This window comes from Mesorhizobium onobrychidis, assembly GCF_024707545.1.
GTDB classification, from domain to species: domain Bacteria; phylum Pseudomonadota; class Alphaproteobacteria; order Rhizobiales; family Rhizobiaceae; genus Mesorhizobium; species Mesorhizobium onobrychidis.
Genome location: NZ_CP062229.1, coordinates 1,724,980 through 1,747,159 on the forward strand (window position 1 = coordinate 1,724,980; position 22,180 = coordinate 1,747,159).

At 62.1% G+C, this 22,180-nt stretch carries 21 protein-coding genes; 11 read left to right on the plus strand and 10 right to left on the minus strand.

Annotation, left to right across the window (positions count from 1 at the left end):
- Positions 1-42 precede the first annotated feature (42 nt).
- The 4 genes from IHQ72_RS08565 to IHQ72_RS08580 form a co-directional block, all read right to left on the minus strand.
- Complete coding sequence (locus IHQ72_RS08565) at positions 43-867, minus strand: SH3 domain-containing protein (RefSeq protein WP_258122022.1); 825 nt, start codon at positions 865-867, stop codon at positions 43-45.
- Between the two features lie 230 nt (positions 868-1,097).
- On the minus strand, positions 1,098-2,384 hold the full coding sequence (locus tag IHQ72_RS08570) for an NAD(P)/FAD-dependent oxidoreductase (RefSeq protein WP_258122023.1): 1,287 nt from the start codon (positions 2,382-2,384) through the stop codon (positions 1,098-1,100).
- Between the two features lie 135 nt (positions 2,385-2,519).
- Positions 2,520-2,837, minus strand: coding sequence for a four helix bundle protein (locus IHQ72_RS08575; protein ID WP_244602698.1), 318 nt, complete (start codon positions 2,835-2,837; stop codon positions 2,520-2,522).
- A 104-nt stretch (positions 2,838-2,941) separates the two neighbouring features.
- Positions 2,942-4,378, minus strand: coding sequence for a glutamine synthetase family protein (locus tag IHQ72_RS08580; RefSeq protein ID WP_165848439.1), 1,437 nt, complete (start codon positions 4,376-4,378; stop codon positions 2,942-2,944).
- 150 nt (positions 4,379-4,528) lie between these two features.
- Here IHQ72_RS08580 and IHQ72_RS08585 point away from each other — a divergent pair, with 150 nt between their 5' ends.
- The 5 genes from IHQ72_RS08585 to IHQ72_RS08605 all read left to right on the plus strand — a co-directional run bounded on the left by IHQ72_RS08585 (position 4,529) and on the right by IHQ72_RS08605 (position 9,025).
- Positions 4,529-5,245, plus strand: coding sequence for an HAD family hydrolase (locus IHQ72_RS08585; RefSeq protein ID WP_258122024.1), 717 nt, complete (start codon positions 4,529-4,531; stop codon positions 5,243-5,245).
- Positions 5,246-5,506: 261 nt separating this feature from the next.
- Positions 5,507-6,427 carry a metal ABC transporter substrate-binding protein gene (locus IHQ72_RS08590; protein ID WP_309508798.1) on the plus strand — a complete coding sequence of 307 codons (921 nt, stop codon included), beginning with the start codon at positions 5,507-5,509 and terminating at the stop codon, positions 6,425-6,427.
- A complete protein-coding gene (locus tag IHQ72_RS08595) occupies positions 6,424-7,329 on the plus strand; it encodes a manganese/iron ABC transporter ATP-binding protein (RefSeq protein ID WP_258122025.1) in 906 nt (301 codons plus the stop codon). Before IHQ72_RS08590 ends, IHQ72_RS08595 begins: the two co-directional genes overlap by 4 nt.
- Positions 7,326-8,183 (plus strand): iron/manganese ABC transporter permease subunit SitC, encoded by an 858-nt coding sequence (sitC, locus tag IHQ72_RS08600; RefSeq protein ID WP_258122026.1) that lies wholly within the window; start codon positions 7,326-7,328, stop codon positions 8,181-8,183. The genes IHQ72_RS08595 and sitC overlap by 4 nt, the downstream gene beginning before the upstream one ends.
- The gene (locus IHQ72_RS08605; RefSeq protein WP_258122027.1) at positions 8,180-9,025 is read left to right on the plus strand and encodes a metal ABC transporter permease; all 846 of its coding nucleotides are present in this window, start codon (positions 8,180-8,182) and stop codon (positions 9,023-9,025) included. Before sitC ends, IHQ72_RS08605 begins: the two co-directional genes overlap by 4 nt.
- 10 nt (positions 9,026-9,035) lie before the next feature.
- On the opposite strand, the gene IHQ72_RS08610 is transcribed toward IHQ72_RS08605, so the two are convergent.
- The 4 genes from IHQ72_RS08610 to aceA form a co-directional block, all read right to left on the minus strand.
- A complete protein-coding gene (locus tag IHQ72_RS08610) occupies positions 9,036-9,479 on the minus strand; it encodes a Fur family transcriptional regulator (RefSeq protein WP_095491384.1) in 444 nt (147 codons plus the stop codon).
- 211 nt (positions 9,480-9,690) lie between these two features.
- The gene (locus tag IHQ72_RS08615; RefSeq protein WP_374120386.1) at positions 9,691-10,080 is read right to left on the minus strand and encodes a response regulator; all 390 of its coding nucleotides are present in this window, start codon (positions 10,078-10,080) and stop codon (positions 9,691-9,693) included.
- Between the two features lie 311 nt (positions 10,081-10,391).
- Positions 10,392-10,634, minus strand: coding sequence for an SMc00767 family acetate metabolism repressor (locus IHQ72_RS08620; protein ID WP_077379645.1), 243 nt, complete (start codon positions 10,632-10,634; stop codon positions 10,392-10,394).
- Between the two features lie 55 nt (positions 10,635-10,689).
- Entirely contained in the window at positions 10,690-11,979 is a 1,290-nt protein-coding gene (gene aceA, locus IHQ72_RS08625) for an isocitrate lyase (protein WP_123146699.1), read from the minus strand.
- Positions 11,980-12,226: 247 nt separating this feature from the next.
- On the opposite strand from aceA, the gene IHQ72_RS08630 reads away from it, so the two are divergent.
- Positions 12,227-13,681 (plus strand): helix-turn-helix domain-containing protein, encoded by a 1,455-nt coding sequence (locus IHQ72_RS08630; protein WP_258122030.1) that lies wholly within the window; start codon positions 12,227-12,229, stop codon positions 13,679-13,681.
- Between the two features lie 41 nt (positions 13,682-13,722).
- Here the strand turns inward: IHQ72_RS08630 and IHQ72_RS08635 are convergent, their stop codons facing one another.
- Complete coding sequence (locus IHQ72_RS08635; RefSeq protein ID WP_258122031.1) at positions 13,723-14,514, minus strand: class I SAM-dependent methyltransferase; 792 nt, start codon at positions 14,512-14,514, stop codon at positions 13,723-13,725.
- 254 nt (positions 14,515-14,768) lie between these two features.
- On the opposite strand from IHQ72_RS08635, the gene IHQ72_RS08640 reads away from it, so the two are divergent.
- The 5 genes from IHQ72_RS08640 (at position 14,769) to IHQ72_RS08660 (ending at position 20,187) form a co-directional block, all read left to right on the plus strand.
- A complete protein-coding gene (locus tag IHQ72_RS08640; protein WP_258122032.1) occupies positions 14,769-15,719 on the plus strand; it encodes a DMT family transporter in 951 nt (316 codons plus the stop codon).
- 358 nt (positions 15,720-16,077) lie between these two features.
- Positions 16,078-17,175 carry a polyamine ABC transporter substrate-binding protein gene (locus IHQ72_RS08645; RefSeq protein WP_258122033.1) on the plus strand — a complete coding sequence of 366 codons (1,098 nt, stop codon included), beginning with the start codon at positions 16,078-16,080 and terminating at the stop codon, positions 17,173-17,175.
- A 74-nt stretch (positions 17,176-17,249) separates the two neighbouring features.
- A complete protein-coding gene (locus IHQ72_RS08650; protein ID WP_258122034.1) occupies positions 17,250-18,389 on the plus strand; it encodes an ABC transporter ATP-binding protein in 1,140 nt (379 codons plus the stop codon).
- 8 nt (positions 18,390-18,397) lie between these two features.
- Positions 18,398-19,372 carry an ABC transporter permease subunit gene (locus IHQ72_RS08655; protein WP_258122035.1) on the plus strand — a complete coding sequence of 325 codons (975 nt, stop codon included), beginning with the start codon at positions 18,398-18,400 and terminating at the stop codon, positions 19,370-19,372.
- Complete coding sequence (locus IHQ72_RS08660) at positions 19,369-20,187, plus strand: ABC transporter permease (RefSeq protein WP_258122036.1); 819 nt, start codon at positions 19,369-19,371, stop codon at positions 20,185-20,187. Before IHQ72_RS08655 ends, IHQ72_RS08660 begins: the two co-directional genes overlap by 4 nt.
- A 67-nt stretch (positions 20,188-20,254) precedes the next feature.
- Here the strand turns inward: IHQ72_RS08660 and IHQ72_RS08665 are convergent, their stop codons facing one another.
- Complete coding sequence (locus IHQ72_RS08665) at positions 20,255-22,105, minus strand: AsmA family protein (RefSeq protein WP_258122037.1); 1,851 nt, start codon at positions 22,103-22,105, stop codon at positions 20,255-20,257.
- Positions 22,106-22,180 lie beyond the last annotated feature (75 nt).

Here is a 22,180-nt window from a genome sequence, read left to right on the forward strand (position 1 = left end):
CCAAATGAGCCGTGGGCAACGTCAAAGAATGGCCTGACAATCCTACGCGCCGGTCTTGACGAAGCTCTTGTAGATCCAGCCGCGTTTGCCGTTGTAGACGACCTGGCACCATTTCTTGCAGCCCATCACCTGAACCGAGGTCTTGGCTGGAATGGTGACGATGGCGGCCGCACTATTCTTCGGACCGGTGCGCATGGTGACGCCCCTGAGGATGCGTCCGGTATCTGCCGCGCTTGCTTGCTTGGCCTCGACTTTGGCCTGGGTGCCATCGTTCTGTGTCGCTGCCGGCTCTTCCGGCTTCGGGGTGGGGATGGCGGCGGTTTGCGCACCGTCCGTCGACGTCTTGGTGGGAGCCGCGACTTTGGCAAGCAATGCTGCCACTTTGGTTTTCGCTGCCGGATCGGAGAATGCCGCCGCAGTGGACGGCTTGTCTGCTTTTTCAGCCTGGCCCGCCATCTGGCCGGATGTGGTCTTCGGTCCCGATCCTGTCCAGCGAGGGTCATTGGGCGCCAGCGCCGCTATCTCGGCCTTCGCTGCAACCACCGCCGGCGAAACCGCATCGGTCTTGCTCGCAGCCTGCTGCGCCGCGGCGACCGTCGAGGCCGCGGCCGGCACGATCCTTGTTGTTTTTACCGGAATGCTTGAAACGATCTGCTCGGGACTCGCAACCGCTTGTCTCTCGGTGGCCGGCAATGCCAGCCATAGCGCCACCGCGGCGACGCCAAGCAGCGCTGCTGTGCCAAACGCGGCGATGACCAGATGCAAGTTCGACCGAATTTGCCGCCAGAACCTGGGCTGCATGTCGTAGCCAAACTGCATCGCAAAGCGCCGTCGTTCCGGCGCGCCGAAACTGAAGGGCTCTCTCACTCTTGCAACCTCCATTTGCGGGCCGACGTTCTTACGACCTGTGCCGGGAAAACCGGCATTTGGTCGGCATCGGTCCCAAACCAACGCGGGCAGGCCCGCAAAAGTCCCCGTTCAACTGCCCTGAGCGCGCATCCTTTGCCGGCGATTGTGGCATCACTGCGCCCTTGCCGGGCGGATTCTGCACCTTTGCGAGAGATTCTGCAACTTGCAAGGGATTTTGCAACCTGTGGTTAGATACGGTCTCTCAAGGCATACCAGTTGAGCGCAAGAAACAGCAGAGGCGCGCGGAAGCGCCTGCCACCGGGAAAGGCCGGGATTTTCAGATCCTCGATCAGCCTCAGCCGGTCCCGGTTGCCGGCGACGGTTTCGGCATAGAGCTTGCCGAAAAAGTTCGACAGCATGACGCCGTGGCCGGAATAGCCGCCGACCGAGATCACATTGGGAATCACCTCGCGCACGAACGGTTTTCTCGGCATCGTGATGCCGACATAGCCGCCCCAGCCATGGGTGATCTCGACGTCCTTCAGCGCTGGGTAAAGCTCGGCGATCTGCCGGCGGATGTGGACATGGATGTCTTTCGGATCGTTGACCGCGTAGATCTCGCGCCCGCCGAACAGCAGACGTCCATCCGTCGATTTGCGGAAGTAGCGCACGACGAAGCGGGAATCATCGACCGCCTCACCGCCCGGCAGCACGTTTGTGTCAGCCCCCAGCGGCGCCGTCGCGCCGATGAAGGAGCCGATCGGCATGATGTGCGCGGCGCTGATCGGCTCGAGCGTGCCGCCGTGAGCGTTGACGCCGATCAGACATTTCTCCGCTGATATCGTGCCCTTCGGCGTCGTAACCCTGACCTTGCCGCTAACGGACGCGATGCCGGTCGCCGGCGTCTGCTCGAACAGCTGCGCGCCCGCCTGCACCGCCACCTTTGCCGTGCCGATCACCAGCTTCAGCGGATGAATGTGCCCGGTGCCGGTGTCGCGGGTGCCGCCGAAGTAGCGCGCCGAGCCCAACCGCTCCGCCGTCTCCTTGGCGTCCATGAAGGTGATGTGCGGATAGCCGAAACGGTTCGCCATGATCTCGGCATGCGCCTTGTAATCGCCGACATAGCGCTGCTTGTGCGCCACCGACATCTGGCCGGGCATGTAGTCGATCTCGATCTTGTTGGCAGCGGCGAATTCGAGGAGATGCGCCTTGGCCTCTTCGGCGAGGTCGAACAGCGCCTTGGCACGGGAAAAGCCGTATTCGGCTTCCAGTTCCTCGGCCCAGGCGCGCTGGCCGGTGCCGAGCTGGCCGCCATTGCGGCCCGATGCACCGTCGCCGAAACGATGCGCTTCGATCAGCACGACATTGCTGCCGGCCTTGGCAAGGTGCGCCGCCGCCGACAGGCCGGTGAAGCCGCCGCCGACGATGACGACGTCGCATCTCCGGTCGCCGTCGAGCGCCGGGTATTCGGGCCGCGGCCCGGCCGTGTCCTCATACCAGGAGCGGCCGGGGGAGATTGGGGATTGGTAGGGCATGGTGATCGACGGCGGGTTAGGGCAGTAGGGCAGTAGGGCAGTAGGGCAGTAGGGCAGTAGGGCAGTAGGGCAGTAGGGCAGTAGGGCAGTAGGGCAGTAGGGCAGTAGGGCAGTAGGGCAGTAGGGCAGTAGGAGCTATTCAGGTGACAATTTGCGGATCAGAAGGCGCAATAGCGTCCCTACGCTCTCGCTGCGGTTCATCAAAGGTTCGACCGCCTCGTGCGAGGCGATTCCGACACGGTGCGCAATCATAAGATGCGTCTCCAGTTCCTTGAGTGATCCTTGGGCGATCCTGAGAAATTGCTGATAGGAAGCTCGGCTCTCTCGGCCGTAACCCTCAGCGATGTTGGCAGGCACGGAGGTAGCTGCCCGACGCACCTGACCTGTCATTCCATAGAGCTCGTCTTTCGGCCAAGCTCGTGTCACTTCATAGATTGATACTGCCAGGTCCATTGCCTGCTGCCAGACGATCAGATCCCTGTATGACTCGATCTTCGCCAGTACGTGCCGCCCCCTACTGCCCTACTGCCCTACTGCCGTACTGCCCTACTCCCCTCCTACACATTCAACAACAGATACTCCCGCTCCCACGGGCTGATCACTTCCATGAAGGTCTCGAATTCCGCCCGCTTGATCGCCGCATAGGTCGCGGCAAACGACTTGCCGAGCAGCGCGCAGAGTTCCTCGTCGGCTTCGAACAGATCGACAGCTTCGAGCAGGCTGCGCGGCAGGTCGATCTCTGCCTCGTTGGCGGTGGTGAGAACCGGTGGTTCGGCCTTGATCTTGTTGGTCATGCCGATCAGCCCGCAGGCAAGCGATGCGGCCAGCGCCAGATAGGGATTGGCGTCGGATGAGGGGATGCGGTTCTCGACGCGCCTGGCTGCCGGGTCGGAACGCGGGACGCGGAAGGCGGTGGTGCGGTTGTCGTAGCCCCATTTGTTGTTGACCGGCGCCGAAGCCGACTGCGTCAGCCGGCGATAGGAATTGACGTAGGGCGCAAACATCACCAGCGCGTTCGGCACATGTTTCTGCATGCCGCCGAGGAAATGGAAGAAGGCTTCGGTTTCCGAGCCGTCCTCGGCAGAAAAGACGTTCTTGCCGGTCTTCTTGTCGATGATCGACTGGTGGATATGCATGGCCGACCCGGGCTGCCCCTGGATCGGCTTGGCCATGAAGGTGGCATAGATCTCATGCTTCAGCGCCGCCTCGCGGATGGTGCGCTTGAACATGAACACCTGGTCGGCGAGCTCGATCGGATCGCCATGGCGCAGATTGATCTCGAGCTGGCCGGCGCCTTCCTCGTGGATCAGCGTATCGATCTCCAGGCCCTGGCTTTCGGAGAAATGGTAGATGTCGTCGATCAGTTCGTCGAACTCGTTGACGCCGGCGATCGAATAGCCGGCGCCACCGCCGATCGCCCGTCCCGAACGCCCGACCGGCGGCGTCAGCGGGTAGTCCGGATCGGGATTCTTGCGCACTAGGTAGAACTCGATCTCGGGTGCCACCACCGGCTTCAGCCCGCGCTTGTCGTAAGCGGCAAGCACACGCTTCAGCACGTTGCGCGGCGTGAACTCGACCGAGCGGCCGTCCTGGTGGACGAGGTCGCAGATGACCGCCGCCGTCGGGTCCTCTTCCCACGGCACCACCGTCAGCGTCGACAGGTCCGGCATCAGCTTGAGGTCGCCGTCGTCCTCCGGATAGTGGAAGCCGTTGCCGTCTTCCGGGTAGCCGCCGGAGATCGTCGTCATGAACACCGCCGAAGGCAGCGCCAGCGAGGTGTTGGAGGTGAATTTCTTCGACGGCATCATCTTGCCGCGCGCAACACCCGCCTGGTCGGGCGTGATGCATTCGATATCCTCGATGCCGCGCCACGCCAGCCAGGCGCCGACTTCCTTCCAGTTTTTCACACCACGTTGATTTTTCACGAAGGCAGGCGTGCGGATACGTCCTCCGCGGCTCGACGGACGGACTTCCTTTTTTGCAGGCGGCATCATTCACCAGATTGGGTTGCGGATTTGGGAGTATAGCCGGGGCCGGCGATGGAAGGGAAGGGGAGCCGGCCCTGCGTTCGCCTGCCCAGTTGAAAAGCGCCCAAAGCAGCTTAGGTTCGACGCAAGTTCAATGACCTCGGTCGAAGACGTCGAATGCAGAACAATCATGAGTTGACCACGATCGGCTTCGATGCCGATGACACGCTCTGGCAGAACGAGCAGTTCTTCCGCATGACCGAAAAGCGCTTTGCCGCGCTGCTCGCCGATCATGCCGAGGAGGAGCACATCTCGGCAAGATTGCTGGAGGCCGAGAAGCGCAACCTCGCCGTCTACGGCTTCGGCATCAAGGGGTTTACCCTGTCGATGATCGAAACGGCGATCGAGATTACCGAGGGCCGCGCGCCGGCCTCGGTCATCGCCGAGATTCTTGCGGCGGGCCGCGAGATGCTTGGCCATCCGATCGAGGCGCTGCCCCATGCGCGCGAAACCGTTGAAAAGCTGGCGGATGCGTATCGCCTGGTGCTGATCACCAAGGGCGACCTCTTCGATCAGGAACGCAAGCTGGCGCAATCGGGCCTGGGTGACCTTTTCGATGCCGTCGAGATCGTCAGTGACAAGAGCCCCGCCACTTATGTCAGCATCTTCAGCCGCTACGGCGATGGCGCCGAAAGAAGCATGATGGTCGGCAATTCGCTCAAGTCGGACGTGGTGCCGGCCATCGAGGCCGGCAGTTGGGGTATCCACGTGCCGCATGAGCTGACCTGGGCGCTGGAACATGTCGAGCCGCCGATCACCGCGCCTCGCTTCCGCCAGATCACCGATCTCTCGGAACTGCCCCGGCTGGTCGAAAGCATCGGGAAAGCCGGCTGATCGCGGGTCCCGGCGTCGAACCGGACGTGCGCCGCAGCGCATCGATGCCGGACATTGCGCGTCGCAATCCTTGTTGTCCGCTCCGCCAAGGGCCGCGCTGTCGCTGACCTCCATCGCGCGGCCGTGTACAATCCACGATGCAAAACCGCTTTCTATTTGCAAATCAGTCGCAATTGCAGCATATGCGACAAGCGCGGCGTCACAGTCGCATAATGGCGGCCGCCCGCGGGACATGCGAGTAAATCGCGACAGGAGATTTTGATGATCGAGAGATACGGGCGATTGGTTGTCGTCGGGTTGATGGCTACAGTGTTCGCTGCGGCAGTGGCTTCAAGTCCAGCGAAAGCGCAGGAAAAATTCAAGGCCGTGACGACCTTCACCGTCATCGCCGACATGGCGAAGAACGTGGCGGGCGACGCAGCAATCGTGGAATCGATCACCAAGCCGGGAGCGGAGATCCACAATTACGCGCCGACGCCGGGCGACATTCAGCGGGCGCAGGGCGCACAGCTCATTCTGTGGAACGGGCTCAACCTCGAACTCTGGTTCGAAAAATTCTTCCAGAACCTCAGCGACGTGCCCGGCGCTATCGTCTCCGAGGGCGTCCAACCGATGAGCATCGCCGAGGGACCCTATACTGGCAAACCGAACCCGCATGCCTGGATGTCGCCGACAAACGCGCTGATCTACGTCGACAACATCCGCGATGCCTTCGTCGAGCACGATCCGGCGCATGCCGAGACCTACAAGGCCAATGCAGAAGCCTACAAGGCAAAGATAGAGGCGGCCGTCGCGCCGATCCGCGATAAGCTTGCCTCGATCCCGCAGGACAGGCGCTGGCTGGTATCGAGCGAAGGCGCTTTCTCCTACCTCGCACGCGATTTCGAGCTGAAGGAGCTTTATTTGTGGCCGATCAACGCTGACCAGCAAGGCACCCCGCAGCAGGTTCGCAAAGTGATCGACGCCGTCAGGGAAAACAAGATCGTCGCCGTCTTCAGCGAAAGCACCGTGTCGGACAAGCCGGCCCGGCAGGTCGCGCGCGAGACGGGGGTCCATTACGGTGGCGTGCTCTACGTCGATTCTCTCAGCGAGGCGGACGGCCCGGTGCCGACCTATATCGACCTGCTGCGTGTGACATCGGATACGGTTCAGAAAGGCCTCGCCGCGGGGCTGTCGCAATGAACGAAGCGGTTCCGCCTCTTGCCCCCGCGTCCGAGGATGCGGGAGGCGGTCTCGCCGTCCGCGGCGCGACCGTCACCTACCGCAACGGCCACACGGCGCTGCGGGATGCGAGCTTTGAAATTCCGACAGGCACGATCACGGCACTTGTCGGTGTCAACGGCTCGGGCAAGTCGACGCTGTTCAAAGCCATCATGGGCTTCGTGCGGCTGGCAAAGGGAGAGATTTTTGTTCTCGGACAGCCGGCCGCGGCCGCGCTGAGGAAGAACGTCGTCGCCTATGTGCCGCAGGCCGAGGAGGTCGATTGGAACTTTCCAGTACTGGTCGAGGACGTCGTCATGATGGGTCGCTACGGCCATATGGGCATGATGCGCATTCCGAAGGCTGCTGATCGCGAGGCGGTTACCGCCGCGCTTGCGCGTGTCGGCATGAGCGATTTCCGCAAGCGCCAGATCGGCGAGCTTTCGGGCGGGCAAAAGAAGCGCGTCTTTCTCGCTCGGGCGCTGGCGCAGGATGGGCGCGTCATCCTGCTCGACGAGCCCTTCACCGGCGTCGACGTCAGGACCGAGGACGCTATCGTCGAACTGCTGCGCGCGCTCCGGGACGAAGGCCGAGTGATGCTGGTCTCGACCCATAATCTGGGTAGCGTGCCGGAGTTCTGCGATCGTGCCGTGCTGCTCCGGAACACGGTCCTTGCCTACGGGCCTACAGGACAGACCTTCACGCAGGCGAACCTGGAAAAGGCTTTTGGCGGCGTCTTGCGTCATTTCGTGCTCGGCGGCGCCGGGCTGCATGAGGACGACGACAGGCGCCGCCTTGCCGTCATCACCGACGACGAGCGGCCACTGGTCTTCTACGGAGAGAACGGAGCCATGCAGCAAAAGATGCGGGAACGCGACGAATGAGTATCCTGTTCGAGCCGTTCGGCTACGAATACATGCTCAATGCCATGTGGGTGTCCGCCTTGGTCGGGGGTGTCTGCGCCTTCCTGTCCTGCTATCTGATGCTGAAAGGCTGGTCGCTGATCGGTGACGCGCTCTCGCATTCGATCGTGCCGGGCGTCGCCGGCGCCTATATGCTGGGCCTTCCCTTCTCGATCGGCGCCTTCTTCTCCGGCGGGCTCGCCGCTGCGGCGATGCTCTTCCTCAACCAGCGCACCAAGCTGAAGGAAGACGCCATCATCGGCCTGATCTTCTCCTCCTTCTTCGGTCTCGGCCTGTTCATGGTGTCGCTGTCACCGACCTCCGTGAATATCCAGACGATCGTGCTCGGCAACATCTTGGCCATCACCCCGGAAGACACGCTTCAGCTCGCCATCATAGGCTTCGTCTCGCTCGCCATCCTGCTGGTGAAATGGAAGGATCTGATGGTGGTCTTCTTCGACGAGAGCCATGCCCGCTCGATCGGCCTCAACCCGAGCGCGCTCAAGATCATGTTCTTCATGCTGCTATCGGCCTCCACGGTCGCCGCGCTTCAGACCGTCGGCGCCTTCCTCGTCATCTGCATGGTGGTGACTCCCGGCGCGACCGCCTATCTTCTGACGGACCGCTTTCCGCGCCTGCTCGTCATCGCGGTTGTAATCGGCGCGGCCACGAGTTTCAGCGGCGCCTATGCCAGCTATTTCCTCGACGGCGCCACCGGCGGCATCATTGTCGTCCTGCAGACGCTGATCTTTCTCGCCGCCTTCTTCTTCGCTCCCAAGCACGGAATGCTGGCAGCCCGCCGCCGCGCGGCGAGGATCTTGGAGGCCAGCCCATGAGCATCCTCGATACGCTGCTTACCCCCTTCCAGTTCGGCTTCATGGTCAATGCCCTGATTGTTTCGGTTCTGGTCGCTGTGCCGACTGCGCTGCTCTCCTGCTTCCTCGTTCTCAAGGGCTGGTCGCTGATGGGCGACGCTATCAGCCACGCCGTCTTTCCCGGCGTGGTCATCGCCTACATCGTTGGATTTCCCTATTCGGTCGGTGCCTTCGCCGCCGGGATGGTCTGCGCTCTCGCCACCGGCTTCCTCAAGGATAACAGCCGCATCAAGCAGGACACGGTAATGGGCATCGTCTTCTCCGGCATGTTCGGCCTCGGCCTGGTGCTCTACGTAAAGATCCAGTCCGACGTGCATCTCGACCACATATTGTTCGGCGACGTGCTGGGCATCGGGCTGCGCGACATCGTCGAAACGGGGCTCATTGCTGCGATCACGGCCGGCATCATCGGGATCAAGTGGCGCGACTTCCTGCTGCACGCCTTCGACCCGGCTCAGGCTCGCGCGGTTGGTCTTCGGGTCAACCTGCTCCATTACGGCCTGCTTTGCCTGATCTCGCTCACCATCGTCGGCGCGCTGAAGGCGGTCGGCATCATCATGGCCATCGCCATGCTGATCGCGCCTGGCGCCATCGCCTTCCTGCTGACAAGGAAGTTCAGCGCCATGCTGATCCTGTCGGTGGCGATCGCGGTCGCCGCCTCGTTTCTCGGCGTCTATCTGTCCTTCTTCATCGACAGCGCACCGGCGCCGACCATCGTTCTCATGCTGTCCGCCGCCTTCATCGCGGCCTTCGCCGTTACCACACTCAAAGTGGGCCGAATGGAGATTGGCGAGGAACGCTAGAAACGGGCGGTCATTCTCCGGATTGACGAGAGCGTCGCGTTTTCTGGATCGGCTTCACGTAGATCTCCAGTCTGTGGCTGATGATCGTGAATCCGTGCTGTCGAGCGATTTCCTCTTGGAGCCGCTCGATCTCCGCCGACTGGAATTCGACGACGTCTCCCGTCTCGATGTTGATGAGATGATCGTGATGCTCACGGGGGACGGTTTCGTATCTGGCGCGCCGATCGCCAAAGGTGTGCCGCTCCAGAATGCCCTTTTCGCGCAGAAGGCTGACGGTGCGATAGACAGTGGCGAGCGCGATCGTCGGCTCGATGGCGACAACACGGCGATGGAGTTCCACCACATCCGGATGGTCGCTGGATTCGGATATAACACGCATGATGACGCGGCGCGGACCGGTGATGCGCAGTCCGAGTTTCCTGCAAAGCGCGGCGATGGTCTGTTCTGAGGACATGTCATGATCCGCCAATATCGACAGCCATGTCGCGAAGTCGGAACATGCCTGCGGATTTGTTCGAAGGTGCTATCCCAGATGCGTCGCAATTGCAAAAGGAGACGTAGCGGGGCTCATTGTCAGGCGACACCGAGCGGTCGCGTACTGACATAAATATCCAGATTCGATCGCAAGAAGCGAGGAAAGGCGTGTAAGCCGGATCGGACGCCGGCTAGCTGCGTGCGAGCCCGATCAGGTGGTCGATCACTGGCTGCAGCCGTTCGGTCGTGATCGGTTTGACGACCACCGCATCAACGACACTCGACAGGCCGAGGCTCTCCGGTGTGCCGTTCTTGGTCGAAAGCAGGATCACCGAGGGAAGCGATCTGCCCGAGGTGCGTCGCAGCGCATCGATGCCCGACATCAGCGCGTCGCAGTCCTGGTTGTCCGCTCCGCCATCGAGGACGACAGCTCCGGGAATGAGCGATCGCAACGTCGTTGCTGCCGTTTCGGGCGATTCCGAAATCGGTTTGAGCCCTGATCGTTCGACGATTTTCGAAACCACCACCCGGTTGACCGGCGACTTCCCGACGACGAGCACGCGGGTGAAGTCCGTGAGCATCTCGGGGTCCACATTCCGGCTCCCCAAAGTCAGGTGGCTTACGGTCCTGGGATCGCGGTTCATGGGGCGCATGAGCGTGGGGGCACTCGTCTGGTTTCAATGCAGGGTTGAAACTTTAGAAACAATTGCAGTGAGATCGCTGCCTGTGTCAAGCTGAAATGGCGGATAGCCAGAATATCGCAAGAAACGTTAAAATTTAAAGCAAGTTCTGTTCTTGCCTATATGCAAACTGGTCGTGCAAACGCAAATCACCTGCGCAGAGACTGCGCAGGTGATGCCGGAACCACCGACAGGCTTCGGCCGGATTTCAGTCAGCCGAGGCTCCGCTGGGTGACGATCACCGGGATCAGCAGGTCGCCCCAGTTGCCGTCGCCGCCATGGTGCCGTGCCGAGCGCACGAGCTCCACCGACACACCGGCCTCGACCGCCTTCATCACCGACTGGTTGAGCCTGTGCAGGTCATTCGCCAGCATGCGGATGGTCGCTTGCTGGTCGACGGTCATGGTGGTGGCCTGTTCTTCGGCCCGTTCCTTGACGCGGCTTATCGATGCCATTGGTCTTCTCCTTTATACCCCTTTTGGGGCGTTCCTCTATTTTGCTGCGTTGCGGCTATTCCGCCGCCGGTTTGAACTGGGCGTGCTCGGTCGATTCATGCATGGCCGTGGTCGAAGACCGGCCACCGGTGATCGCCATCGACACGGCGTCGAAATAGCCGGTGCCGACTTCGCGCTGGTGCTTGGTCGCGGTGTAGCCGTGAGCTTCCGCCGCGAATTCAGCCTCCTGCAGCTCGGAATAAGCCGCCATCTGCCGCGCCTTGTAGCCGCGGGCGAGTTCGAACATGCCGAAATTGAGCTGGTGGAAACCGGCCAGCGTGATGAACTGGAACTTGTAGCCCATGGCGCCGAGTTCCTTCTGGAACCTGGCGATCGTGGCATCGTCGAGGTTCTTCTTCCAGTTGAACGACGGCGAGCAATTATAGGCGAGAAGCTTGCCGGGATGGTGCCTGTGCACGCCCTCGGCGAACTTCTTGGCCTGCGCCAGATCGGGCTTGGAGGTTTCGCACCAGATCAGGTCGGCGTAGGGCGCGTAGGCGACGGCCCGCGCGATGCAAGGCTCGATGCCGTTCCTGACGTGATAGAAGCCCTCCACCGTGCGGCCGGCCCCATAGTCGACGAACGGCTGGTCGCGCTCGTCGATGTCGGAGGTGAGCAGCTTTGCCGCTTCCGCGTCGGTGCGCGCGACGACCAGCGTCGGCGTGCCCATGACGTCGGCAGCAAGTCGCGCGGCGTTGAGGTTGCGGATGTGTGCGGCGGTCGGGATCAGCACCTTGCCGCCGAGATGGCCGCATTTCTTCTCCGATGCCAGCTGGTCCTCGTAGTGGACGCCGGCAGCACCCGCCTCGATGAAAGCCTTCATGATCTCGAAGGCATTGAGCGGTCCGCCGAAGCCGGCTTCCGCATCGGCGACAACAGGCGCAAACCAGGTGTCGACCGAAAGTCCCTTGCCTTCGGAGGTCTCGATCTGGTCGGCGCGCTGCAGGGTGCGGTTGATGCGCTTGACCAGTTCGGGCGCCGCATTGGCGGGATAAAGCGATTGGTCCGGATACATGGCGGATGCGGTGTTGGCGTCGGCGGCGACCTGCCATCCAGACAGGTAGATCGCCTTCAGCCCGGCCCGGACCTGCTGCATCGCCTGGTTGCCCGACATGGCGCCGAGCGCGTTGACGAAGTCCTCTTCGTGGATGAGCTGCCAAAGCCGGTTGGCGCCCATTTCGGCGAGGCTCTGCCGGATCTGGACCGAACCGCGCAGCCGCTTCACATCGTCCGGCGAATAGGGCCGCTCGATGCCGTCGAAGCGGCCTTCCGGTGCCGAGGGGACGAGGTTGTAAAAATCGGTCATTGGTCACTCCGGATAAATCGCTGCTGGGATGGAAACGCCGCCTCATGGAGATTTCTGCGTCGTTTTGGTGTGACAGCATTTACATTTCAGTGAGAAACAGGCGAGGAAAACCAGAGGAATGGCCGGGAAATAAGAGAAAATCTGTGTTGTGTTTGACAGCTAGGCGCTGTAAATTTGTCACGATTGTAAAAGGCCTGCATGGCATCGCCATGCAGAAGTCATGTAAATTTCTGTCAAGGACAGTCGAATGGCCGATCAGAAGATATTCGCCGGGCCGCGCATCCGCCGCATCCGCAGCGCCAAGGGCCTGACCCAGACCGCGATGGCCGAAGGGCTCGGCATCTCGCCGTCCTACCTTAATCTCATCGAGCGCAACCAGCGACCGCTGACGGTCCAGCTGATCCTCAAGCTGGCATCTGTCTACAAGGTCGACCCGCATGAATTGCAGGGCGAGGCTCGGGGGTCGGTCGCTGCCTTGAAGGAAGTGTTTTCAGACCCGCTGCTGGTCGGCGAATTGCCTGGTGACCAGGAACTGATCGAGCTTGCCGAGGCGGCGCCCAACGCTTCCGCCGCGGTGATAAAACTGTTTCGCGCCTATCGCGAGCAGGCCGAGCGCCTTTCCGACCTCAACGAGCTTCTCGCGCGTGAGGGCAAAGCGACGGCACTGTCCGGCGCCCGCTTGCCGATCGACGAGGTGCACGAGATTTTCGAGCGCCGGCCGAACCATTTTGCCGCGCTCGAAGAGGAGGCCGAGGCATTCACGTCGGTGCTCGATCCCGGCGACGATCTGCTCGGTGCACTGAAGGCCTGGCTGAAGCGCGAATACGGCATCGTCGTCAAGGTGCTGCCGGTCGCCACCATGCCGAACTGGCGCCGCCGCTACGACCGCCACTCGCAACGCCTGTTTCTGTCCGAGCGCCTGTCGCCGTTCGATCAGTTGCGCGAGGTGGCGATGGAGGCCTGCCTGATCCGCATGACGGTCGCGGTGGCAGGCGAGATCCAGGCGCTGAAGCTGACCACGGATGAGGCCCGCCGGCTTGCCCGCTTCGAGCTTGGCCGCTACGCCGCCCACGCGCTGATGATGCCCTATCAACCCTTTCACGCAGCTGCGATACGCGCACGTTACGATATCGACGTACTGCGCTCGCGCTTCGGCGTCTCCTTCGAGCAGGCGGCGAACCGCCTGACCATGCTGCAGCGGCCGGGCACGCCGGGCGTGCCGTTCTTCATGCTCGAGGTCGATAATGCCGGCAACCGCTTCCGCAAGGCGGGCAGCCAGGGTTTTCCGCAAAGCCGCTTCGGCGGCGGCTGTCCGAAGCTTCCCGTGCATGCCGCTTTTACCCAGCCCGGCCAGATCTTCGTCGAGGCGGTGGAAATGCCCGATGGCGCCGAATTCCTCTGCGTCGCCCGCACGCTCGAAGGACCGCAAGGCTCGTTTTCGGAGCGACCGCGCCGTACCGCCCTTCTGTTGGGCTGCGATATCGGCTTTCGTGACGAGATCGTCTACGGCGCGGCACTGCCGTGGGCGGCCGCCGCCGCGACCGGAAAAGCCGGACAGGGCGCCAATCCGGCCACGCCGATAGGCCCCGCCTGCCGGCTGTGCGAACGCATCGGCTGCCTTGCCCGCGCCGAGCCGCCGGTGACGCGCCCGCTCGGCCTCGACGAGATGGTGACCGGACTAAGCGCGTTCGATTTCCAGTGACGGGCACAGCGTTTCCATCAAATTGCGCTCGGCGCATTGTTCTATCGCCCACCGCTGCCTATCAGAACGTCCATCTCAATCGTCAGCGGCTCTCCAACGCTCGGCGAAGCCAGCCCGCGCCAGACTTCCTCGCGCACTGTGACCTGCATGTCTGGAGGAAGCTGGACATACTCCTGACCGCTCAATGTTGCTCCTTTGGTGATTCCGCTGAAATAATCGTCGAAAGATGAGAATTTGATGGGCCGAGTTTCAAGCTGGACATAGATCTCTTGAAACCCGGCGCGGTGGAGCAAGGAATGCAAGCATGTCGCGTCAGGGATGGAGAAGAAGCGATTTAGCTTTTCAGCTTTTTCAGGTGCGCAACGGGCGATTACCGCGCCTATTCTGGCGAACAGCGAGCGCTCCGGCGTCGTCGTCACGCTAACTGCAGTCCAGCCGTTGGGGCGCAGAACCCGACGAAACTCCGAAAGCGCTCCAAGCGGGTCTGAGAAGAACATGAGCCCAAGCTGACAGATCACCGCATCGAACCGACAATCCTCGTAAGGGAGCGCATGAGCGTCAAACGTTGCGAGGGTGATTGGTTGGTTCTTCAAATTGCGTCTAGCAGATTCGAGCATGGCCGGCGAGATATCGCCGCCAGTGACAGAGCCGGATGGGCCTACCATGATCGCTGCAGCTTGCGCTGCTGCTCCTGTACCCGTTGCGACGTCGAGCACCCGATGGGCCGGCGCAATTTGCGCTGCCTTCAGCAAGGATGGGATGAACGAGTTCGTTGCGCGGGCGAACAGCGCGTCATAGCCAATCGCAGCCGTCTTGTAGAATGGCTCATCCATGGGTCGCCCTATGCATGTTATTTACGTCGGTCACGGGGCTTCTCTTGTCACGCAGTAGCCGTCCAGCCTCGCATCGTAAACTATCCCTGCCAGCTCCGCACGACCGTCTTGCCTCGTCTGTGCGCTAGTCAGTGCGCCAAACGGAATACGGCGCTGGATCACGCCCGACCTTCGTCTTTGCGTTACGCGATTAATGCACGTTTCTGTCGTCCGCTATGCATCGTGCTGCCCCGAAATCGCCGACAGTCGCACTCATGACCGATTCATCATCAGCGATAGCCGTCTCCCCTGCTGTCTCGCCGCGTGACGAGCGTGTCGGGCTCCTGTTGATATTCCTGTCGGCGCTGATGTGGAGTTTCGGCGGCGCCATCGCCCGTTTCATCGACGCCGGGGACAGCTGGACGGTGGTGTTCTGGCGCTCGGTCTGGGCCGCCGCCTTCCTCATCTGCTTCATGATCTGGCGCGACGGCTGGCACGGCACGGTAAGGTTGTTCCGCGGCATGGGCCTGCCCGGCCTTGCCGTGGCGTTCTGCTTCGCCACCGCATCGACCTCGTTCGTCGTGGCGCTTGCCTACACCACCGTCGCCAATATCCTTTTGATGCAGGCAGGCGTGCCGCTCCTGGCGGCGCTGTTTGCCTGGGTGCTGTTTCGCGAACGGGTAGCCGTGGCGACCTGGGTGGCGATTGCAGCCGTCATTGCCGGCGTTGCCATCATGGTATCGGAATCGCTCGATGGCGCCGTGTCGCCCATCGGCGACGGCTTGGCGCTGCTCATCGCTGTGATGTTTTCGATTGCCACCGTCATCACGCGACGCTTTGCCCATGTGCGCATGACGCCGGCGACCTGCCTCGGCACGATGCTTGCCGCCGCATTCGCCGCGTCGCAGGCATCGCAATTCGGCGTTTCCAGCAGCGACAGGGGCTTCCTGTTTGCATTCGGCGTGGTCAATCTGGGTCTCGGCCTTGCCTTCTTCGCCACCGGCGCCCGGCTCGTTCCAGCGGCGGTCGCAGCACTGCTCGGCACGTTCGAGCCGATCCTCGGCCCGATCTGGGTCTGGCTCATCCATTCCGAGGTGCCGTCGGGACGCACCATCATTGGCGGCGCGGTGGTGGTCACGGCGCTGCTCGTCCATATCGGGCTCGAATTCAAGCGTCAGGCGCGGCCGGTGCGGCCGGGTGTCACCGGCATGCCGTCGCCTAATTGATTGCAGCGCACGCGCCAAAGCGAGATGAGCCATTGACAATGGCGCAGCCGCGCGGGCAGGCTGCAAATACGGCAACAACAAGACAGGCTCATCTTGCCAAGTCTCCCCTCCGGCCCGACCGAGACCGGACAACATCGTCGTATCCCTGCCCGCGCCGTGGCGAGAGCCTTTGACGGCGCCGGAATGCCACCTGGATCACGACATGGGAACGGGGGACTCGGCCGCTGCACATCGAACCACCAGGGTGTCGGCGGTTCGCGCTTGTCGCTTGTCGGAAAGCCCAATAATCTGAAGCAAACGCCCAGCCGCGCAGCCCCGCGACGAGCTGGCGATGGAACACTCATCAAAGGAGACACGCATGACCCGCAAAGCATTCTGGCTTTCGGCGACCTCGGCATTTCTGACGCTTTTCACCCTCGGCGCTCATGCCCAGGACCGCGTCGTCAATGTCTATAACTGGTCGGATTACATCGACAGCTCGATTATCGAGGATTTCACCAAGGAAACGGGCATCAAGGTCACCTACGACACCTTCGATTCCAACGAGCTCCTGGAGACGAAACTGCTTGCCGGCGGCAGCGGCTACGACGTCGTCGTGCCGACCGCCAATTTCCTCGCACGCCAGATCCAGGCAGGTGTGTTCCAGAAGCTCGACAAGTCGAAGCTGCCCAACATTTCCAACATGTGGGACGTCGTTTCGGAGCGCACAGCCAAGTACGATCCCGGCAACGAATATTCGATCAACTACATGTGGGGCACGGTCGGCCTCGGCTATAACATCAAGAAGGTGCAGGAAGCGCTCGGCACCGACAAGATCGATAGCTGGGACGTGTTCTTCAACCCGGAAAAGCTGGCCAAGCTGAAGGATTGCGGCGTCTATGTCCTCGACTCTCCGAGCGACATCCTCCCGAACGCCTTCAAATATCTGGGTATCGATCCCGAGACCACGTCGCTGGACGATTTCGCCAAGGCGGAAGAACTGATGCTGAAGATCAGGCCTTACATCCGCAAGTTCCACTCGTCGGAATACATCAACGCCCTGGCCAATGGCGATATCTGCCTGGCCGTCGGCTGGTCGGGCGACGTGTTCCAGGCGCGCGACCGTGCGACGGAGGCAAATCAGGGCGTCGAGATCGGCTATTCCGTGCCGAAGGAAGGTGCCGAAATGTGGTTCGACCAGATGGCGATCCCGGCCGACGCGCCGCATGTCGCCGAGGCGCATGAATTCCTGAACTACATGATGAAGCCTGAAGTGATCGCCAAGTCGAGCAACTACGTCTTCTACGCCAACGGCAATAAGGCATCGCAGCAGTTCATCAACAAGGAGATACTCGAGGATCCGGCGATCTACCCGGACGAGGCGACGCTGGCGAAGCTGTTCACCATCGCCCCCTACGATTCCAAGACCCAGCGCGTCGTCACCCGCACCTGGACCAAGATCGTCACCGGGCAGTAAGCGCAATCAACGACCCCGGCAGGTGCTGCCGGGGTCAAGTCCTTTTGGGGATAGAACGCAGGACGGAGTGAGATATGAAATCGCTTGGCAGCATCCGCAGGGATTTCGCGCCGTGGAACGATCCGAACGCCAAGCCATATATCCAGTTCGACAAAGTGACCAAGAAGTTCGGTGACTTCACTGCCGTCAACAATTTGTCGCTGACCATATTCGAGCGCGAGTTTTTTGCCCTGCTCGGAGCGTCGGGCTGTGGAAAATCGACGCTTTTGCGGATGCTCGCCGGCTTCGAGGAGCCGACCGCCGGCCGCATCCTGCTCGATGGCCAGGATCTGCGCGGCATCCCGCCGTACCGGCGGCCGGTCAACATGATGTTCCAGTCCTACGCCTTGTTCCCGCATATGACGGTCGAAAACAACATCGCTTTCGGCCTCAAGCAGGACGGCATGCCGAAGCCCGAGATCGCGGCACGCGTTGGAGAGATGCTGAAGCTGGTCAAGCTCGAGCAGTTCGCCAAGCGCAAGCCGCACCAATTGTCCGGCGGCCAGCGCCAGCGCGTCGCGCTTGCCCGCTCGGTCGCCAAGCGGCCGAAGGTGCTGCTGCTCGACGAGCCGTTGGGCGCGCTGGACAAGAAGCTGCGCGAGGAAACACAGTTCGAGCTGATGGACCTGCAGCAGTCACTCGGCCTCACCTTCGTCGTCGTCACCCACGACCAGGAAGAGGCGATGACCATGGCCGACCGTATCGCCATCATCGACAAGGGCGAGGTGATGCAGGTAGCGACGCCGGCGGAAGTCTACGAGGCGCCGGGCTCCCGCTTCGTCGCCGGCTTTGTCGGCAACGTCAACATGTTCGAAGGCAAGATTGCGCATGGCGAGGCCGGCGCGGCGAGCATCGACGCGGGTAACGGCATCACCATACGGGCCGAGAATGCCGGCGATGCGGCCACCGGCGCGGCCGTCGCCTTCGCCATCAGGCCGGAGAAGGTCAAGATATCCTCGATGAAGCCGGCCGGCGCCGTCAATGCGATCGAGGGCGAGGTCTACGATATCGCCTACCTCGGCGACATGACCGTCTATCACGTCAGGCTTGACGACGGCCACGTGGTGCGGGCGAGCACGATGAACGCGGCCCGCATCACCGAGGATCCGCTGAGCTGGAACGACCGTGCCTGGGTGTCGTTCAGGCCAGACGCCGGCGTCGTGCTGACGCGGTAGGGGCGGTCATGTCGAATGCCGCTGTCAGCGCTGCAACAAGCTCTCAGGCCGCCGATGCGGGCAAATCCGCCCTGGCCAGACTGGGAGAGGCCTTCGTTGGCCGTCTTGTCATCATCATCCCGTATCTCTGGCTGGTCTTCTTCTTCCTCATTCCGTTCGTCATCGTCTTCAAGATTTCGCTGTCGCAGACGGCGATCGCTATACCGCCCTACACGCCGGTACTTGGCTTCGGCGATGGCCTTTCCGGTTTTTTCGCCCAGCTGAAACAGCTCAGCATCGATAATTACACATGGCTGACGCAGGACGCGCTCTACGTCAACGCCTATGTGACGAGCGTCATCGTCGCCGCCATTTCGACGGTGCTGACATTGCTTGTCGGCTACCCGATCGCCTATGGCATGGCCCGCGCGCCGGCGATGCTGCGCCCGACCTTGCTGATGCTGGTGATCCTGCCATTCTGGACCTCGTTCCTGATCCGCGTCTACGCCTGGATCGGCATCCTCAAGCCCGAGGGGCTGCTCAACCAACTGCTGCTCGCCACCGGCGTCATCAGCCAGCCGGTGATCATCCTCAACACCTATACGGCGATCTTCATCGGCATCGTCTATTCCTACCTGCCATTCATGGTGCTGCCGCTTTATTCCGCCCTCGAGAAAATGGACTATTCGCTGATCGAGGCGGCCAAGGATCTCGGCTGTCCTGCGACCAGCGCCTTCTGGAAGATCACCTTTCCGCTGTCGCTGCCCGGCGTCATCGCCGGCTGCCTTCTGGTGTTTATTCCCGCCGTCGGCGAGTTCGTCATTCCCGACCTGCTCGGCGGATCGCAGACGCTGATGATCGGCAAGACGCTGTGGAACGAGTTCTTCGCCAATCGCGACTGGCCGGTGTCGTCGGCCGTCGCCGTCATCCTGCTGTTGCTGCTGATCGTGCCGATCATGCTGTTCCAGCGGGCCCAGGCCCGCGCCCAGGAGCAGGACAAATGAACCCGACCTGGAGCCGCTTCAACATCACTTCGATCGTGCTGGGCTTTGCCTTTCTTTACCTGCCGATAGTCCTGCTCGTAATCTTCTCCTTCAACGAGTCGAAATTGGTCACCGTGTGGGGCGGCTTCTCGACCAAATGGTACGTCTCGCTGTTCCACAACCAGGGCCTCATGGACGCCACCTGGGTAACGGCCCGCGTCGCCGTCATCTCGGCCACCGTGGCGACCGTGCTCGGCACGCTGGCGGCTCTCACCTTGACGCGCTACACGCGCTTCAAGGGCCGGATGCTGTTTTCCGGCATGGTCTTTGCGCCGTTGGTCATGCCGGAAGTCATCACCGGCCTGTCGCTGCTGCTGCTCTTCGTCGCCGTCGGTCTCGACCGCGGCTTTCTCACCGTCACGCTTGCCCACATCACCCTGACCATGTGCTTCGTCGCCGTCGTCGTGCAGTCGCGCCTGATGACGTTCGATCGCTCGCTGGAAGAAGCCGCGATGGATCTTGGCGCGCCGCCGGTGAAGACCTTCTTCCAGATCACGCTGCCCGTCATCATGCCGGCGATCGTATCTGGCTGGATGCTGGCGTTCACATTGTCGCTCGACGATCTGGTCATTGCCAGCTTCACCTCAGGGCCCGGCGCCACCACGCTGCCGATGAAGATCTACAGCCAGGTTCGTCTCGGTGTGACGCCGGAGATCAACGCCGCCTGCACCATCCTGATCGCGGTCGTGGCGGTCGGCGTCATCATCGCTTCGCTCGCCAACAAGCGGCGCGAGGTACAGCGCCAGCGCGATGAGCAGGCCGCGCAGCGTGGGTGACGAGAGGGGCGGCAGCAGCAATGCCGGCAGGAAGCGCTTCTGGCGACGACCGCGGCAGCCTCGTTGCCTACCCGCCGGAAACCCCGCGGCTTATCGGCGAAATGAACGGCGTGCTCCACGTTCCGCCGACGAAGAACGAAGACTGGTTGGGACCCTGGTCATTTGTCTGCGTGGCTGGCTGGTCCGCCTGAATGATGCCGCCGGACAGCGCCAGCCCGCGCCCGGCATAGGAGGCGATTCCGGAAAGCCAGATCTTGTACTTCGCCGAATTCGCTTCGGCCTTGTCGATCTTCGCCACACCGTTCGAAATGCTCGCCTTGAGTTCGGCCCCATCGATCGGCAGTGTTCCGTCGGAGACATCGTCGAGCGCGAAGAACCCGCCCTGTTCGTTGTGTTTGAGAAACGCCGGCAAATTGAACCGGCTCAACGCGCCCTGGCCGAATTTCGCCGAAACCGAGCCGTCGGCGTTCTCGAAAATGGAATCCCAGGTTCTGCCTGGTCCCTTGAGGATGACCGAAACGGTTCCCGTGCCGATCGGCACCAGTCGCGTCATTCCGGCTGCAGTGCCAAAAGCCCCGCCATCAATGTCGGAGGCGAGCAGCCTGATCTCGACCTGCGTGCCTCCCGGCTTGCGGTCGAAACGAAGACTGCTCTGGATGTTGCCGCCAAAGGCCGATGCATCGGAAATATCGAAGACGGCAAGACCGTTCTTGACCTGGGCGGCGGCAGCGACGTCGGCAAGCTGGATGGCGCCTGCGGTGGCCTGCGCTGCCGACAGTCTGAGATCGAGATCGATCCGGTCGGCGACGCTTATGTCGATTTCGCCGGGGCCAGCGCCGCTCGTAGGCGCCAGGGGTGTGAAGGCGGAGAGAAACGACCGCAAGTCGAGCGTCTCGAAGGCGAGCGTACCGGCGATCACCGGCCGCGCCTCGCCAAAGGAGAAGTCCAGCGCACCCATTCCAGGATTGTCGTCCAGAGCGATCTCGGTGTTTTCGAATTTAATGCGGCCGGAAGTCGCCGTGACCTTGCTGGAAACGGAAACCGAGCCGATTGCCGCGCCCGGCGCGATGCCGGCCCGCGACCATTCGAGCACGCGCCTGAGCGAGGGTGCGGCAAATTTCGCCTGGCCGTCGAAATAGGCGTTCTCGGACATGCTGGCCACGCCGTCGAAGGAAAAACTGGCAGGGGCCGCCTTGAAGGAAAGCGTCATCGGCGCCGCACCGCCCCCAAACAGCACCAGCGGGTTCGACGATGCGGCATCCACGGCGACGCTTTCGCCACGCCAGATCCCGGTTGCCGACAGCGTCGCATTGCTGTTCATTGCGGCCCAGTTCGCCTGTCCGCTCAGGCTGCTCAGTATCTCAGCGTCCTTGCCATCGACGGAGGTCACCACGCGGCCGTTCCTGAACTCTACGGTGCCGAACGGATCAGCCGGCAGCTTGCTCAGGTCCGGCTTGGCTGGATTGGCGCTGACCACGGCGCGAGCGATGTCGATGGAACGCGTGATGCGTCCGCCTGAAGGCAGGGCGGGCAGGAAAAGTCCATTTGCTGCGCGTTGAACCCTGATCGTCGGCCGGATCAGCCGCGCCGTCGAGAACACCACATCGCCCTGCAACGCCGCCATGGCCGAGAGATTGACCTCGACCCGTTCGGCCTCGATCACAGGCGGCGCGTCGCTCTCTGTCCATTGCGAAAGCGTCACGTCGGACAGGATGGCCCGGAAATTCGGCCAGACCTCGATCCGCGGGGCGCCGTCGATGGTGACCCTGAAACCGCTCCATGCACTCATTTCCCAGGCGATGCGGTCGCGCACGATGCGGGTCGAGGCGACCAGTGGCAGGGCGGCAACGGCCAGCGCGATGACGAGCACGGCAACGCCGATCGCCCATATTCCGCGCCGGATCAAAGGTGATGACATGTCGCCCCGTATGCTTCCGTTCCGACAAGAATCGCCCGACGGGTGTAACCCACGGCTGACGCATTTCAAGTCTTT

Coding starts and splice junctions, on each gene's coding strand:
- IHQ72_RS08655 (WP_258122035.1), top strand. CDS start 18,398: ATGTCGAATGCCGCTGTCAGCGCTGCAACAAGCTCTCAGGCCGCCGAT.
- sitC (WP_258122026.1), top strand. CDS start 7,326: ATGAGTATCCTGTTCGAGCCGTTCGGCTACGAATACATGCTCAATGCC.
- IHQ72_RS08590 (WP_309508798.1), top strand. CDS start 5,507: ATGATCGAGAGATACGGGCGATTGGTTGTCGTCGGGTTGATGGCTACA.
- IHQ72_RS08620 (WP_077379645.1), bottom strand. CDS start 10,634: ATGGCATCGATAAGCCGCGTCAAGGAACGGGCCGAAGAACAGGCCACC.
- IHQ72_RS08605 (WP_258122027.1), top strand. CDS start 8,180: ATGAGCATCCTCGATACGCTGCTTACCCCCTTCCAGTTCGGCTTCATG.
- IHQ72_RS08575 (WP_244602698.1), bottom strand. CDS start 2,837: ATGGACCTGGCAGTATCAATCTATGAAGTGACACGAGCTTGGCCGAAA.
- IHQ72_RS08570 (WP_258122023.1), bottom strand. CDS start 2,384: ATGCCCTACCAATCCCCAATCTCCCCCGGCCGCTCCTGGTATGAGGAC.
- IHQ72_RS08610 (WP_095491384.1), bottom strand. CDS start 9,479: ATGTCCTCAGAACAGACCATCGCCGCGCTTTGCAGGAAACTCGGACTG.
- IHQ72_RS08650 (WP_258122034.1), top strand. CDS start 17,250: ATGAAATCGCTTGGCAGCATCCGCAGGGATTTCGCGCCGTGGAACGAT.
- IHQ72_RS08615 (WP_374120386.1), bottom strand. CDS start 10,080: ATGCTCACGGACTTCACCCGCGTGCTCGTCGTCGGGAAGTCGCCGGTC.
- IHQ72_RS08660 (WP_258122036.1), top strand. CDS start 19,369: ATGAACCCGACCTGGAGCCGCTTCAACATCACTTCGATCGTGCTGGGC.
- IHQ72_RS08595 (WP_258122025.1), top strand. CDS start 6,424: ATGAACGAAGCGGTTCCGCCTCTTGCCCCCGCGTCCGAGGATGCGGGA.
- IHQ72_RS08635 (WP_258122031.1), bottom strand. CDS start 14,514: ATGGATGAGCCATTCTACAAGACGGCTGCGATTGGCTATGACGCGCTG.
- IHQ72_RS08585 (WP_258122024.1), top strand. CDS start 4,529: ATGCAGAACAATCATGAGTTGACCACGATCGGCTTCGATGCCGATGAC.
- IHQ72_RS08640 (WP_258122032.1), top strand. CDS start 14,769: ATGACCGATTCATCATCAGCGATAGCCGTCTCCCCTGCTGTCTCGCCG.
- aceA (WP_123146699.1), bottom strand. CDS start 11,979: ATGACCGATTTTTACAACCTCGTCCCCTCGGCACCGGAAGGCCGCTTC.
- IHQ72_RS08645 (WP_258122033.1), top strand. CDS start 16,078: ATGACCCGCAAAGCATTCTGGCTTTCGGCGACCTCGGCATTTCTGACG.
- IHQ72_RS08580 (WP_165848439.1), bottom strand. CDS start 4,378: ATGATGCCGCCTGCAAAAAAGGAAGTCCGTCCGTCGAGCCGCGGAGGA.
- IHQ72_RS08665 (WP_258122037.1), bottom strand. CDS start 22,105: ATGTCATCACCTTTGATCCGGCGCGGAATATGGGCGATCGGCGTTGCC.
- IHQ72_RS08630 (WP_258122030.1), top strand. CDS start 12,227: ATGGCCGATCAGAAGATATTCGCCGGGCCGCGCATCCGCCGCATCCGC.